Genomic DNA, 15,625 nt, shown 5'->3' on the forward strand with positions numbered 1-15,625 from the left:
GTCTAGTGAATACAATCACATAGATATTCAATCCCCATATATCTCGTCGTTTTCGCTAAATTTAATCTGCATTATTCTATATATCTATGATATACTTACTTTGCATTCCTCTAGTCTTTCAGTTCAGCATGGCGGTTGACGTTTCGGCGCCCCCCACTGGGCGCAAGGCTAGTCGTTATAGTCCACCCAACGATGTAAGCGCTGTCTATAACTTGTTCACCGTTGACTTGTGCACCATTGAATTTTGAGGTTGGCTTTAACGATTTTCGCTCAGATGAGTTCGCAGCCCCGCACAGGACGACCTGTGGGCGGAAACGCCACCACTGCCATTCCAGTGACCTGGTCACTGCAACCTAAAAGGAAGTCGTTATTATGCATAGAATACTTGTTGCCGACAGTCTCGAAATCGTTCGGACTGGTCTCACCTACTTAGTCGATCAACAACCCCAGTTCCAAGTCGTCGCCCAAACGCATAACGGGACGGATACCTTTATGCGCGTCGAGCAGGGCGACGTGGACATCGTCATCATGGGTCTGAACATGCCTGGTGAAAACGCGTTGTTGACCATTCGACGGCTCCATGACCTTTCGCCACGGGTCGCCATTTTGATTTTAACCGTCCACGAGGAGCAGGACTATATCGTCCAGGCCCTCCAGAATGGGGCCAGCGCCTACATTCTCAAGCGCTCGCCCAACTACCAAATCGTGACGGCCTTGCGGGCACTGGCTCGTCACGAAAAGTGTCTCGACCCAAACATCGTGCTGCAACCCGAGAGCATCACTCAACTGAACCACCAGCATTTCCACGCCCAGGTGACCGGTTACGACGCTCTCTCCAAGCGTGAACGGGAGGTGTTTCCGCTCATCACATTGGGGTACGGCAACAAGGAAGTCGCTGAGCGCCTGTGTATCTCGACCAAGACCGTGGAAGCCCACAAGGCCAACATCATGCGTAAGCTATCGCTTAACGGCCACGTTGATTTAGTTCACTACGCGCTACACCACCACCTGGTCAATTTATGAGGTCTCCAAACTTAAAACGCGTTTCTCAAGCGAGACTTGAGAAACGCGTTTTTTATTAACCAATGTCACTTTTCGGGCTGCGCCTTCATTTGGGGCTCTTGGCCCGGCGTCAGTAACGGCTTAGTGGCCTTACCAGTGCTGGTTTGCCGCACCTGATTGCGCATCGCTGCCACCTTGACTTCGATCACTTCATTGCGGTTGAGCCGCGCGAACGCCAAGGCTTCATCCAACAACTGGGAAACCACCGTTTGGGACCGGTGCTCCGCAAGCGCATTTTGCGCGGCTAAGAACTTCAGCCGCGGTAAGTAGTAGGTCACGTGGTGGTCCGAGCACATGTTCAACCCCGAGTTGATAAGCTGATTACTCAACTTGTAATTCGTGTCGCCCGCGTAAAATTCCGCGGTGTAGTAAATTAGCGTCAACACCCGTAGATGATAATTATTTTCCCGGGTGGCCGCAACCGTGGGCTCCAAGTGCCGCAAGTAGTGCCGGACCTTTTCAAAGTAAAAGACGGCTTGGTCGTGTTCTTGGCGCCGGGCATACAGAATCCCCGACCCCAGAAAGGCCAGCTGGGTCATAATCGTCTGGTGGCGTTCATCGAGGTCGTTTAAAATCCGCGAGAAGTCGAACAACACCTTATCCGGTTGACGGTTCACCAGCGTATTCACGATCCCCCGTAGGTAATAGAATTGCATCTTCAACGGAATCGCATCCAGTTGCGTCACGTTGATTTTAGCCAACCCCCGTAAAACGCGCCGGTAGTCTTCGGTCATCAACTCTTCCTCGACCGTGTCGAGCGCCTGCGCTAACCGCGACGCCGTCTCCTCTTGGTCCTGATAGAGTTCGTCGACCGTCAGGCCTAACCGCGCACACAACCGACTCAGAATCGTCAGGGACGGAATCCGGTTATTATTCTCAAATTTACTAAGAGTCGCCTGCGTACAAATGCCCTCGCAGAGCTTCACCTGCGATAACTTGAGTGCTTTTCGGCGATCGATAAAAACGTCGATGTCCACGTGCTCACCTCATTATTCGTGTAGTTCTAACGCGACCTTGGCGTAACGACTCATGTTGGAGAGGTCCCACGCAGGTTCCCACACCAAGTTGATCGCACAAGTATGAACTGCCGGCACCTGAGTGACCGCCTGCCGAATGCTATCGGCCAAGAGGTTCCCAATCGGACACCCCATAGTCGTCAGGGTCATCGTTAAAGTACAGTTACCGTCGTCCGTCACGTCTACCCCGTAAATTAAGCCGAGGTTCACAATATCCACACCAAGTTCGGGGTCGATGACGGTTTCAAGCTGTTTCAAAACCGCCTCTTCCACCGGTGACTTAGTCTTCACAACTGGTTGTGCCATAGTTTTTCCCACCTTTTGAGGTCTGCTAAACCAATCACAAACGTTGTTAGTTTAATTGTAATTGGTTTGCCCGCCGCTGACAAGCAATCGCCACACCCAGTGAGGCTTTTCAGCGACATCAACGTCATCTTTTTACCCAATGGACCCTTCCATCTCAAAACTGATCAAGCGGTTCAATTCGACCGCGTATTCCATCGGGAGCTGCTTGGTAAACGGCTCCACGAAGCCCATAATGATCATTTCCGTGGCCTTGGCTTCGGAAATTCCCCGGCTCATCAAGTAGTAGAGCTGGGTCTCCGAAATCTTCGACACCTTGGCCTCGTGTTCCATGGCCACGTTCGAGTTATAAATTTCATTATATGGAATTGTATCCGAGGACGACTGGTCATCCATGATGATGGTGTCACACTCCACGTGGGCTTTCGAGCCATCGGAATGTTCACCAAAGCGGACGGTCCCGCGGTAATCGGTCGAGCCCCCAGTCTTAGAAATCGACTTGGAGACAATCGAACTCGACGTGTTCTTGGCGTTATGGATCATCCGGGCCCCGGAATCCTGGTGAATCCCGTTGCTGGCCACGGCAATCGATAACATGGTCCCGCGGGCACCTTCACCGTTCAAGTAGACGCTGGGGTACTTCATCGTGACCTTGGACCCTAGGTTCCCGTCGACCCACTCCATGGTGGCGTTCTCGGCGGCGGCCGCCCGCTTAGTCTCTAAACTGTAGACGTTATCCGACCAGTTTTGAATCGTGGTGTAGCGGCAATACGCGTCCTTTTCGACGTTGACTTCGACCACCGCGGCGTGCAGGCTATCCGACGAATAGTTCGGGGCGGTACACCCCTCGACGTAATCAATGCGGGCGCCCTCGTCGACTATAATCAAGGTCCGTTCAAACTGGCCCGAATTTTCCGCGTTCAACCGAAAATAAGCCTGAATCGGCGTCTTGGTCTGGACGCCCTTGGGCACGTAGATAAACGACCCGCCGGACCAGACCGCGGCGTTCAAAGCAGCGAACTTATTATCTGCGGGGTGAACCAGCTTCCCAAACCACTTCTTGAAGAGTTCTGGGTATTCCCGCAAAGCCGTATCAGTATCCGTAAAGATAATGCCCAGCTTAGCAAAGTCTTTTCGCATATTATGGTAGACCACTTCGGATTCATATTGGGCCGACGACCCAGCTAAGTATTTCCGTTCGGCTTCGGGAACCCCCAACCGATCAAAGGTCTTCTTGAGATCTTCCGGCACGTCCTTCCAATCTCGGTACTTCTTATCGGTCATTTTTTGATAGTACAGCATATCCTTCAAGTCGAGCTTAGACAGGTCCGGCCCGTAGTTCGGCATCGGCAATTTCTTGTAAATTTCGTAAGCGTGAAGCCGGTAGTCCAGCATCCACTTGGGTTCGTGCTTGGCCGCCGAAATTTGGCGAACCGTTTCTTCAGTGAGGCCCCGGCCCGTGGAATAGGCTGGCGTCACGTCATCGTGGAACCCGTATTCATAATCTTGATCTTGTTTGACCACATCTGGTACTTCTACCATGGCTTAGTCCTCCTTTGGTCCCGTCTTCTGATCTTGATCTTCTTCCCGCATCAACGCTCGCTGTAATGCCCACCAGGATAGGGTGGCACACTTGATACGAGCTGGAAATTGCATGACGCTCGACAGAATAGCGGCATCCTCTAACTCGTCCAAGTCCTTTTGCGGGTGTTGCTTGCCCATGACCATATCAGAAAAGGTCTTGGCCATGTGGAGGGCTTGTTCCTTACTCTTGCCCATCACGGCATCGGTCATCATGCTGGCTGACGACTGACTAATCGTGCAGCCATCACCAGTAAAACCAATGTCTGCGATACGATCATGGTCGTCCAGCTTGATGTCCAAGTTAATCACGTCCCCGCAGGTCGGGTTCTTCAACGTAATGTTACTAGTAGAATCCGCTAAGGGGTGCTTGTGGTGGGGATGATCCGAATGATCCAGAATAACTTCTCGATACAAACTATTTAGTTTCGACAGACCCATGACTAAAGAACTCCTTTGCTTCTTGAATGGCTTTGAGTAACCGGTCGGCGTCAGCTTGCGTGTTGTACAGATAAAAGCTGGCCCGAGCCGTCGCCGCTTGGTGTAATTCTTTCATTAAGGGTTGGGCACAATGGTGGCCAGCCCGGACGGCCACGCCATCCATATCAAGAGCGGTCGCCACATCGTGAGGATGGATGCCCTTGAGATTAAAGGCGATTACCCCGGTATGCTTGGCTGGATCATGGGGCCCGTAGACTTCCAGGTAATCCAGATCCAGCAACTTCGGTAAGAGGTAGTTGACCAAGTGCTGTTCATGGGCGGCAACTTGGGCCATCCCAATACTTTCCAGGTAATCTACCGCGGCCCCTAAGCCGATTGCCCCGGCAATATTCTGAGTCCCCGCTTCAAACTTCCATGGCAGTTGCGTCCAGGTACTCTTGTCGCGGGTCACAAAATCAATCATTTCCCCACCATATTGGTAGGGTTCCGTGTGCTCCAGCAAGTCTCGCTTGCCGTACAACACGCCGATCCCGGTCGGTCCCATCATCTTATGACCAGAGAAAGCGTAAAAATCAACGTTTAGATCCTGAACGTCGACCGGAATGTGCGGAGCCGCTTGGGCCCCATCCCCCACGATCACCGCCCCGTGTTGGTGCGCAATCTTCGCCACTTCCTTGAGGGGAGTGATGGTGCCCAATACGTTGCTGGCGTGAGTCAACGCAACGATCTTGGTCTTATCAGTGATTTTACGGGCGGCGTCGGCTAAGTCCAGTTCACCGTCAGCCGTTAACCCGATATATTTCAGTGTCGCGTGCTTCTTGATTGCCAATTGTTGCCACGGAATCAAGTTGCTGTGGTGCTCCATAATGGAGATCACGATTTCATCGCCCGCCTGTACGTGTGCTTCACCATAAGTGCTGGCCACCAGGTTCAACCCGTCCGTGGCCCCCTTGGTGAAGATGACCTCAGCTGGTTCGGCGGCGTTGATAAAGTGCTGGAGTTTCCCTCGTGCGGCTTCGTACTGTTCCGTCGCCCGCTCTGCTAGAGTGTGCACCCCACGGTGAACGTTCGCGTTATCGTGTTGGTAGAAGTGAGTCAGCGCATCAATCACCTGTTGCGGCTTTTGGGCCGTCGCCGCATTATCGAGGTAAGTTAACGATTCATCGTTGACCCATTGATTGAGGATGGCAAAATCATGGGTAAAATCTGTAACGTTACTAGCCATTTTTAAGATTCCTTTCAATCGTTTTAACCAATTGCTGTTGCACGTTCTTCGACGGAATCGCGGTCAAAACCGCACTCAAGAATCCCCGGATAACCAAGCGTTCCGCAGTCTTGCGGTCGATGCCGCGACTCATCAAGTAATAGAGTTGATGTTGGTCAACCTGACCCACACTGGCCGCATGGCCCGCCATAACGTCGTTTTCGTCGATTAATAAGATTGGGTTGGCGTCGCCATGGGTCCCCGGCGACATCATCAACAACCGGTTTTCCTGCTCGGCATTGGCACCGGAAGCCCCGTGGATGATATCCCCAATCCCGTTAAAGACCAGTTCGGAATCACCAAGTAAGACTCCCCGTTGAAAGATGTTGCCCACGGTATGTTTGCCCCGGTTTGTGATCCGCGTATTGATGCCTTCCCGTTGGTCTGCACTGGTAATGGCGACGACCTTGGTATCGGTATGACCGCCTTCGCCCACCAAATTAGTGTCGAATTGACCAATAGTATCACCAAAGTTCATCAAACCAACCGCCCAGTCGACCTCGGCGTTGTGCTTGACCAGTGCACGCCGGTTGAAGTAGGTCAAGGTATTGACCCCCAATTCATCAACCGATGCAAATTTGACCTGACTCCCGTCTTCGGCCGCAATCTCCACAACGTTATTCAGGAGGTTCTTATGGTCGCCCCTGGTGGTCAAGTGTTGGGTAAACGCCACCTGGCTATTGGGCGCCGTCACCAGCAACACGTGGGAGACCAGCGTTGCATTCGTAGTGCTATCTTGGATCAGGTGCGCATCAATGGGTTCTCTAACGACCACGTTTTGAGGAACGTAGAGGAAGATTCCACTATTTAAGTAAGCCACGTGATAGGCTGCCAGCTTATCTTCGGTGGCGGAAATAATTTGATTTAAGTATGGTCTAACCAAGTCTGGATACTCATTTAGTGCGGTGAAGAGATCGGTCAAAATGACGCCTTGTTGGCGCAAATCTTCTGGCAGATTAACCCTAACCGTGGTCTGCCCCACTTGAACGATATCGGCGTGATCTTGGGGTTGCTCAATATCAGAAGCCAGATCCGCATTTGACTCCCGCCATAATAACCGGTGATCGATTAAATTCCAATCAGGATAGGTGAACCGATGAAACTTGGGAACTGGTAGCTGGTCGATCAGGGGTAGCGCCGCCTTGCGTTGGGCCACCAACCAATCCGGATCGCGGTGTTCGGTTGCCCCGGCCACGAGAGCCGCAGTCAATGTTTCAGTACTTTCAACGGCATTCATTTTCGTCCCTCCTAATCTTCGTCAACTAAAGCCACATCGATGCCCAGATCGTCACGCAACCCAGCGTAGCCTTCTTTTTCCAAAGTCTTAGCCAAATCGGCATCTCCGGTCTTCACAATACGACCACCCATCATGACATGAACCACGTCAGGCACAATGTAGTTCAAGAGACGTTGGTAGTGGGTGATGATCAAAGAGCCAAAGTCTTTTCCTCGTAAGGAGTTGACGCCTTTAGAAACGACCTTCAAGGCATCGATATCCAACCCAGAGTCAATTTCGTCGAGTAACGCGAACTTCGGCTGGATCATCAAAAGCTGTAAGATTTCGTTACGCTTCTTTTCCCCACCGGAGAAGCCTTCATTTAAGTAGCGTTCAGTCATGGATTCACTCATATCGAGCAATGCCAGATTTTTATCCAGCTTTTTTAAAAAATCCATAACTGAAATTTGGTCATCGCTAGCGCGGCGAGCATTGATGGCGGCTCGTAGGAATTCAGCATTCGTAACTCCCTGGATTTCAGCGGGGTATTGCATCCCCAAGAACAGGCCACGCCGCGCCCGCTCATCAACGGGCATATCAATGAGACTGGTCCCATCGAGCAAAATATCGCCCTGGGTGACGTGGTAGGCAGGTTGCCCCATGATTGTCTGCGATAGCGTGGACTTTCCGGTCCCGTTCGGCCCCATGATGGCGTGAATTTCACCAGTCTTCATGGTCAGGTTGACGCCCTTTAAGATTTCCTTGGTCTCCTGACTCTCTTCATCCGAAACTTCAACGTGTAGATCTTTAACCTCAAGTGTTGACATGGTATTAACCTCCCGTAAAATATGCGGCATCTGTTTATATAACTCTGGATTAAGTCAGCCCCAAGTTTTGGTGGTGTTCGGTTATATTGTGTGAAATTAAACAATTGCGTCACCCGTTGGGATTCCCGCAATGGCTGGCCCTTTTGTCTGGAATTAATCCTGCTATCATTGTAGTCCAGAATATTACTGAAAGAATATTAGGCATTCTCCCTAATATTTGATAAAGCCCCAATGCCTTCAATCATTAATATAAAATCTGCCAGGAATGACCCAGTCACAAACGGCCCTGCTTGGCAGGTTTCCCTTCAAAAAAAGGCCGGACCCGCAGCAATTGTTTTGCTAGGGTCCGACCATAACGAGATATCTATTTAGTTGACTTAATTTTAATCGTCCGCGCCCTGAATCATCTTGACCGGGACAGCAACCAGTTCGCCTAACGCTAATAAGTAGAGATACTGGTGCACAACAGGCTGACCGGTGATCTGGTGCAAGGCCGCAGCGTAGAGGTTGACTTGGCCACTATACTTATCGACGATTTTAGCCACGCTGGCCGCTTGATTCTCGAGGTTCACGTGGTCGGTCTTGTAGTCGAAGAGCACGATGCCCTCAGCCGTGGTCAAATACCCGTCGACGATCCCGTGGACCAGGACCTGCGACTCCTTTTCCTGAAAATCGCGGAAGAGGCTCTTCGCCGGCATCAACAGTGAGAACGGCACTTCACGGTGCAATTGGTCGGGATGTGCCAAAATCTGTTGGCCCACCGCGCTATCATAAAACTGGAGAATCGCTTGGGGGTCCAATCTTTGGGCAACTTCAGCCGTCAACACCTTGCCTTGGACCAACCGGTCGATCAGCGTTTGAATCCGGTCGGCGGTCGGCAAGACCGTGACGTCGAGTTGTTGTAAAACCAAGTGGGTCGCCGTCCCGATATCAGTCGGGAGGGGGGCCCGAACGGTCTGCATGAAGTTCGGCCGCGCAAAGTCATGGCTGACGTATCGCAAGCCACCACTAGTTGGCGCCTGGCCCGCACTCATCCGGGCGGTGTCCGGTTCTTCAAAGAGGCGCTTGGCTTCCGACACGGATTGGTAAGCCGTAGTGACCGTCGCCGCTTGGTGCGGGTACTGGAATGTCATCAACTTGGTCAACGCTGCGCCGTCAACTTGATCAGCCGTGACCTGGTCGGCCGCCGCTTGTGCCTGGTCGTACCAGTCAGTTGGGGCCACCGTCTGCGGTTCCGTCGCCGCTAAGTCCGCCGGCGTCACGAAGGTAATCGCAAACTGCGTGGGGTCCCCGGCTAAGGCACCTAACGCCTCGTGGTCCTCAAGGCCTAAGTCGAGGTGTTGGGCCTGTGGCGTACGTAGCAGACACATCCCCAACCAATCCATATAAGTGGCTAAGTTCTTTTTTTCGCGCAGGGTCGCGGGTAACACCAGGTCGTCACTCTGAAACGCCTGGCCCCAATCAGCCAGCGCTTTATCGCGGCTCGCCGCCGTCCCGACGATGTAGAGACGGGATTCTGCCCGGGTTAGCGCGACGTACAGTTTCCGCATTTCTTCGGCGATGCTGGCCCGCTTGATGGCTTGGGCCCCTAACAGCTTCGGCAGACTGGGCGTCCGGATACGAGTCGCGGGATCCAAGTAATCAATCCCGATTCCCGTTTTACCACTCAACACGGCCGTCCCCTGCTGGTCCTTGTCGTTATAATGATGCGCGGCATCCATCAAGAAGACCACCGGGAATTCAAGCCCCTTACTTTTATGGATGGTCATGACCGACACGGCGTTGGTATTGCTTTCAACGCTCGCGTTGGCCAAATCCTTGTCACGGTCCTGGAGCCGTTCCACGAACCGCACGAATTGGAACAAGCCTTTGAAACTACTGTGTTCATAACTTTGCGCCCGCTCGTACAAGGCGTGGAGGTTGGCCTGGCGTTGCGCGCCGGCCGGCATCCCACCGACATAGTCCAAGAAGCCAGTCTCCTGGTAGATTCGCCAGATCAACGTCACCAGTTGGTTTTGCTGGGCGATGTCGCGAAATTCGCCCAACTGATTTAAGAATCGGTCAATCTTTTGATAGACCGCTGCCTGCATGTCCCCCGTCCGATCAGCATTGACCGTGTCGTGGAAATGTTGGACGGCCTGGAAGTAGTCCCCGGTCCGCTGGTTGATCCGTAACAACGCCAACTCGTTTTCGTTCAACCCCACGATAGGCGACCGTAAGACGGCAGCCAGGGGAATATCCTGATACGGGTTATCAATGATTTTCAACAGGGACATCATGATTTGAATTTCCGTGGTCTTAAAGTAGCTTTGCGCATCGTTGACCACCACAGGGATGTCTAACCGACGTAACTCATCGGTGATGATGAGGTTGTTGGTCTTAGTCGGTGTCAACAGAGTAATGTCACCGTAGCGCATCGGCCGTGTAGTCTTTGCATCGCGGTCATAGATTGGTGTCTGGGCCGCAATCAAGTCCTGAATCTTCTTGCCAACCATCAAAACTTGTCCCTGGGCCTTATCATTGACCTGGAACGTCTCGTCCATGGCCTCGTTATCGTCAGTTTCTTGGTCCGGCTCATCAGACAAGTAGACCAGCAATTCGGCTGGACTGGTGACGTCGTCCGGATAATAGGTCGCGCCAAACTTCAATTCTGCATCCCCGGTGTAGTCGATTTCCCCCAACTGCCGGTTCATCAACTGCTTAAAAATCAAGTTGGTGAAATGGTCGATGTTGGCCATCGAGCGAAAGTTTTCGGCTAACGTGATAAGTTGCCCCGAACTGTCATCCGCCCCGTACTGATCAGATTTGGCCACAAACAACGTGGGGTCCGCTTGGCGGAAACGATAAATAGATTGCTTGACGTCGCCCACAATGAACCGGTTACCGTGGGGTGCCGGTTGGGCGATAGTTGCCAAAATAGCTTCCTGTAACCCATTGGTATCCTGATACTCGTCGGTCATGACTTCGGCGTACTGGTCCCGCAATTGTGTGCGGACCCGTTTGGATTCTGCTGTGTCCTGCGTCAGAATTTCTAAAGCCGCGTGTTCGACGTCGGCAAAGTCCAGCACGTGCCGGCGAAGCTTTTCTTGTAAGTACGCGTGCCGAAAGGCCGTCACGACTTTGGCCAATTCACTGACCAACTCGCCGGCTTCGTGCATAGTTTGCCGCACACCACTTTCGGGTTGCAAGAAATAGGTCTTTCCTAGCTTAGCTAATCGGGCCTTCGCGGACTCATAATACCGTTTCTTCAAAGCGTCGAATTGATCATATGATTCATCTTTTTTGGACACGCTAGGCATATTTTTCGACTTCGCTTCTAAATTCTGCCACCGAAAGCCTCTAATCTGATCACGTAAGTCGTTCCAGTCAGCCTCGTCAGCCGCCTGAATTAATTTCGTCAAAGCGGGCAGAAAGTAACCTACATAGTCGGCTTGATCATTGAAGCCACTGGTTTCCGCTTCTTGTTGAAAACTCGTGAGATCCGCCTTAACCTGCGTCAATTGCTCAACGATGACCGGCCGTACCTGAGTTTGATAGAAGTGACTGGCAGTCAGCTTATCGTTGTCGAGCTGGTAAGTCTGTGGTAACTGGGCCACCCATTCGTCGGGGTCCGGGGTAGCATCCGACACGTTATAGACATTTTGGACCAATTCGGCCAAGCCATCATCGCGTCGGTCGCCCGAAAAGTTGGCGGTCAAGCGGGCAAACGGCCCCTCTTGGTACTGGTCATCGTCTGTGCGTTCCGCGGTGTAAAGCTCTTCACGCAAGTCATTCCAGACATCGTCGCGCAATAACGCCGTTTCCGTCTCGTCTTGGAGGCGAAAGACCGGGTCGTAATCAATGACGTAGTAGTAGCGTTGAAGCAGACGCATACAGAAGGCATCCATCGTGGTAATGTCCGCAATCGGCAAGCGATTCAATTGCGTTAAGTAAAACTGTTGTTGCTTGCTATTGCCCTGGGTCGCAGCCAACTCTTGGCGTAACGCGGCCTGAATCCGGTCACGCATTTCGGCGGCCGCCGCCTTGGTAAACGTCACAATCAAAAATTGGTCGATGCCAACTCCGGTCTTTAACCGTTCAATCACCCGTTGGACCAGGACCCGGGTCTTTCCGGACCCTGCCGACGCGGAGACCAACAGGTTCGTGCCCGACTGGTGAATCGCTTGTTCCTGACTCGGTGTAAACTCAAATTTAGCGCTCATCTTGTACTCCTCCTGCCTGTCGGTTAGCCATCTTGTCGGCGATCAACTTCATCACTTTAGCGCGACTTAACGGCGCTAAATCGTGATAATTATTTTCTGGTAGTAACGGGTCAAATTGCATAATCGACTTATACGGTGAATATTTAAGGGCCGTCGTGTCACTATTCCGAAATGGGGCCAAATCAACATGACCAGCAAAAATTTGTTCGGCGGCTTGTTTGATTAAACGTTCCGTGTGAGCCAACAACTCGTCTAACTCTGTCGGAGTCACGAGTAACCTCGATTTGAAATTACCATCCCCATTCTTCCTCAGTCCACTAAAGAGTACCGATTTTCCCGTTCCCTTGGCAAATAAGGATTCAATGTTTTCAAGGAGGTCTTCGTCTTCCAAAAGCAATCCCTGGTACTGTTCGGCTTTAAGGAGGTCAATGACGGGGTTAGCCGGATCCTTGACGGTTTCCGCTTTCAAAATGGGGTCCTGAACGTGGAGGTAAACGGCGCCCGCTAAGTTCGCGGGCGTCGGCTCGGAAGCCCCGATTGCCGCCGCAAAGTTTCGTTTGACCGCGTCCAAATAGGTCAACATCTGCATTGCTTGTCCGTAATAGGCCTCGTCGAACTTGAACGTCCGGGCCGAACTCTTATAGTCCACGATGCCTAGGTAAGTTTTCCCGTTAGCCTGGACCATATCAAGTCGGTCAATCCGTCCCCGCACGCTAACTTGGTGTTGATGTGGTAAGGCAAAAGTCAACGGCGCCCAACCATGCTGGTCGCCCATCCCGAACTGAACTTCGGTCTCCTTAGGCCGCATCTTGGTGCGGGTACTCTGTTGCTTGAGGGTCCACGCCATGCGGTGCATAGTCTTCATCAACTGGTGACGGATATAGTCCATCCGGCTGGAACTTTCCAACACGGCAAATTGTGGATTCTCCGTAGTGTCGAGCAACTTCGCCATGGCCTCGTCAGTCATCTCTTTGAGTTGCTGATCGTCCACACTAGCCAAGTCCAAGTCTTGATCGTGAATCATCTTGACCAGTGCGTCCAGTGTGGCGTGGAAGAATTCCCCGGTGCTGGCCGGCGACAACTCGAAGACATCCCGTTCCTGGAGTTTTAAGCCGTACTTTAAGAAGTAAGCATACGGGTTATCGTAGTATTCTTCCAGCTTAGAAATCGAGGTATTGATGGTAGTGCCGTAAAGCTGGGTCACGATGTCCGGTAAAAGCTTGTGTGGTTCGTTGCGATACTTCAAGCTCCCCAATAATTTAGTGGTCAACGCGCCGTACTGCTCATCATTTTTCAAGACTTGTAAGAGATAAAGCCAAGCCGGGGCTAAGGGTTGCCCCGTTAATTGACCGGCGTGACTGACCTGCACCAGGTGTCGCAACGTCGTCCGCCGGGTCCCCACAAATTGTTGCACGTCGTGGCCATCCACGGCCGGGGTCGTCGACACTTGGGTCACCGGCAACTTAAAGTGGTCGCGAATCCGGGCCACGTACGGTGAAATCTCCTGGTTAGCCTCTCCGTCACTAGTGATTGGATAGCTAAAGACTAATTGGTCACACCCGCTGAGAAAGCCCAGGTAATTTAAGTAGGGTTCGCCAGCCAGTTGGGTTGCGGCATCATCACGAAGGTAGGCGCCATCGTCGCCTGCCTGTAATTGCGCACTGAGGTCCTGGCGGTCACTATCTGCTAACAACGTCGTTGGCACCTGATTATCCGGCATGGTGGTCGCCGTGGCCCCCATCAAGAAGGTCACCTTTCGGTTATTCGCCTGGACGATGCCACTTTCGGAGAACATCACCTGGTCTAAGGTTGACGGAATCTGACTGAATTTGGCGCCAGAAAATCCGGTCTGGAGTAACGCCTGAAAGTCAGTCTGGCTATACGGCAAGTCGCCTAAAATCGTGTGGCACTCATCAAGCATCTGACAGAACGTGCTCCAGGTCTGCTCCGGTTGGCCGGCTAAAGTCAGGTCCTGGGCCGCAATGGCCTGGTCCCGCCACGCCATCAAGCGCTTGACGACGCCGTGGTTGACTAAGAATTGATACAGTACCGTGGCGGCATCCGTATAAGTTTTAGCGTGTTGTAAGTGTTGGAAAAGTGGCGGTAAAGTTTGCTGGACAAAATGGCGAATCACATTGATCTGCCGGGTGATTTCCTGGTCTTTCGAAGTGACCACCTCATCGTTGCCTAGCGTGAACCGGGTGTATTGCCAATCATCGGCTTGGGTCCAGCGTTTCTGACCTTCAAAGCCCGTCTTCAAGACAAAGTTTTCGGTCAACGCGACGGCTTGGCGGTACGCCGCCACGTCAATCGGTTCATCGTGGTCATCGGTCGGCAACAACAATTCCGACTTCAACACCCGAAAAATATCGCTGTAACGGTAATTTCGGCGTTGTACGTCGAATAACGCGTTGATTAATTCGACGAAGGGGTGGTCGGCCATTTGGACGTCAGCATCGTCAAAGTACGGAATGTTTTCGGCACTAAAAATCGGGTCGATAACGGTCTGATAGGCATCCAAATGTCGCGTCATAATCAAGAAGTCCCGGTAACGGTACTTCCCTGTCGCCACCAGCTGATGAATCTTGGTCGCCACGTGGGCCACCTCGCTGTAACGACTTGGCGCCGAAAACAGGTGAAGCTTGGTTGGCACTGTCTTAGCTTCCGGGGGCGTCGGCCGCCCCACTTGACTGTTTTGCCAGTATTTATCAAGCGCTAACAAATCTGCGGAGACCCGGGGCTCTTTGGCGTGATCATCAACTAGCACGTGCACGTGGTTCGCCCGTGCGCTTGACAGGAGTTGGTAATACAGCTTCCCCGACTGGAAGAATAGGTCGGTAACGGTGGGTAAATCCTGGGTATAGGCCTTATCTAAGTTCAACGCCACGGTCACGCTGGCGGCCCGTTGAATCAGGACCGTCACTAAGTGGCTTTCTTGCGCACTCATTTGCGAAAAACCTTCCAAGTAGAAATGAGCATGACTCAAATCAAGCTGGGTCAGGTAGTCAGCCAACTGGTTAAGGAGATCAGTATTGGCCACGTATTTCCCGGTCATCTGAGTTTCAAACGCGTTGTAGATAACCAAGAGGTCGTGCAGTTTAGCCTGTAAATCCGCACTTCCTGGCGCTAAACGGTCGATGGCAGCCGTCAAATCGGCCGCCGTGACCTGTCCCACCCGAAACTCGGCCAGTTGCGCGGTCAGTTGGCTGATGAACCCCGGTCGCGTCACCTCACCGCGAAAGATGGTCAATTCATCAGCGTGGGCCTGAATAATCTGGTAGATCAGCATATTCAATCCAGCCGTTGAAATCCGCGGTAACTGGTAGACCGGCTCGTTTTTCATGAAGAACCAGGCTAACCGGGTAAACGAAAAGACTTGCACGTGAGTCTGCGCAAACAACGGCTGGTCAGGGGCCAGTTGCTGGTGTAACGCGTCTAAGACACCCACTTCGGTCTCGAACTTGATGTGGTTGGGCACCAAGTAATAACATTGGTCATGCGGCTGGTCACGAAGCGTTTCAGTCATGGCCTGAATCATGGGAGTGCGGTGGTCATACCCCGCACTTCCCAGGATAAACTGTAAACTCATAGATAAGGACCTCCCTTTTTTGACGACTAACAACGTTGCATCTATTTTAGCACAACTTTCTACGCCGGCAAACACACGTTCGTCCCAAAGCAACGACATTTACAAACTTTTCTTGATTTTTACA

At 52.2% G+C, this 15,625-nt stretch carries 10 protein-coding genes; 1 reads left to right on the plus strand and 9 read right to left on the minus strand.

Annotation, left to right across the window (positions count from 1 at the left end; translation table 11 throughout):
* The first annotated feature begins 372 nt into the window (after window positions 1-372).
* The gene (locus H3M12_RS02935) at window positions 373-1,023 is read left to right on the plus strand and encodes a response regulator (RefSeq protein WP_129032544.1); all 651 of its coding nucleotides are present in this window, start codon (window positions 373-375) and stop codon (window positions 1,021-1,023) included.
* Between the two features lie 65 nt (window positions 1,024-1,088).
* Here the strand turns inward: H3M12_RS02935 and H3M12_RS02940 are convergent, their stop codons facing one another.
* The 9 genes from H3M12_RS02940 to H3M12_RS02980 all read right to left on the minus strand — a co-directional run bounded on the left by H3M12_RS02940 (window position 1,089) and on the right by H3M12_RS02980 (window position 15,501).
* Window positions 1,089-2,039, minus strand: coding sequence for a helix-turn-helix domain-containing protein (locus H3M12_RS02940; RefSeq protein ID WP_129032545.1), 951 nt, complete (start codon window positions 2,037-2,039; stop codon window positions 1,089-1,091).
* 12 nt (window positions 2,040-2,051) lie between these two features.
* Window positions 2,052-2,384 (minus strand): metal-sulfur cluster assembly factor, encoded by a 333-nt coding sequence (locus H3M12_RS02945; protein WP_129032546.1) that lies wholly within the window; start codon window positions 2,382-2,384, stop codon window positions 2,052-2,054.
* Between the two features lie 132 nt (window positions 2,385-2,516).
* Window positions 2,517-3,923 carry a Fe-S cluster assembly protein SufB gene (sufB, locus tag H3M12_RS02950; protein WP_182150902.1) on the minus strand — a complete coding sequence of 469 codons (1,407 nt, stop codon included), beginning with the start codon at window positions 3,921-3,923 and terminating at the stop codon, window positions 2,517-2,519.
* 3 nt (window positions 3,924-3,926) lie between these two features.
* Window positions 3,927-4,403 carry a Fe-S cluster assembly sulfur transfer protein SufU gene (sufU, locus tag H3M12_RS02955; protein ID WP_182150903.1) on the minus strand — a complete coding sequence of 159 codons (477 nt, stop codon included), beginning with the start codon at window positions 4,401-4,403 and terminating at the stop codon, window positions 3,927-3,929.
* On the minus strand, window positions 4,381-5,628 hold the full coding sequence (locus H3M12_RS02960) for an aminotransferase class V-fold PLP-dependent enzyme (RefSeq protein ID WP_129032549.1): 1,248 nt from the start codon (window positions 5,626-5,628) through the stop codon (window positions 4,381-4,383). Before H3M12_RS02960 ends, sufU begins: the two co-directional genes overlap by 23 nt.
* Entirely contained in the window at window positions 5,621-6,904 is a 1,284-nt protein-coding gene (gene sufD, locus H3M12_RS02965; RefSeq protein WP_129032550.1) for a Fe-S cluster assembly protein SufD, read from the minus strand. Before sufD ends, H3M12_RS02960 begins: the two co-directional genes overlap by 8 nt.
* A gap of 11 nt (window positions 6,905-6,915) precedes the next feature.
* Complete coding sequence (gene sufC, locus H3M12_RS02970; protein ID WP_182150904.1) at window positions 6,916-7,710, minus strand: Fe-S cluster assembly ATPase SufC; 795 nt, start codon at window positions 7,708-7,710, stop codon at window positions 6,916-6,918.
* 383 nt (window positions 7,711-8,093) lie between these two features.
* Window positions 8,094-11,912: a helicase-exonuclease AddAB subunit AddA gene (gene addA / locus H3M12_RS02975; protein WP_129032552.1), complete on the minus strand. Its 3,819-nt coding sequence runs from the start codon at window positions 11,910-11,912 to the stop codon at window positions 8,094-8,096.
* Window positions 11,902-15,501 (minus strand): PD-(D/E)XK nuclease family protein, encoded by a 3,600-nt coding sequence (locus tag H3M12_RS02980; protein WP_182150905.1) that lies wholly within the window; start codon window positions 15,499-15,501, stop codon window positions 11,902-11,904. Before H3M12_RS02980 ends, addA begins: the two co-directional genes overlap by 11 nt.
* Between the last annotated feature and the right edge of the window lie 124 nt (window positions 15,502-15,625).

Origin of the sequence: Levilactobacillus suantsaii (genome assembly GCF_014069315.1) — a bacterium.
GTDB lineage: Bacteria > Bacillota > Bacilli > Lactobacillales > Lactobacillaceae > Levilactobacillus > Levilactobacillus suantsaii.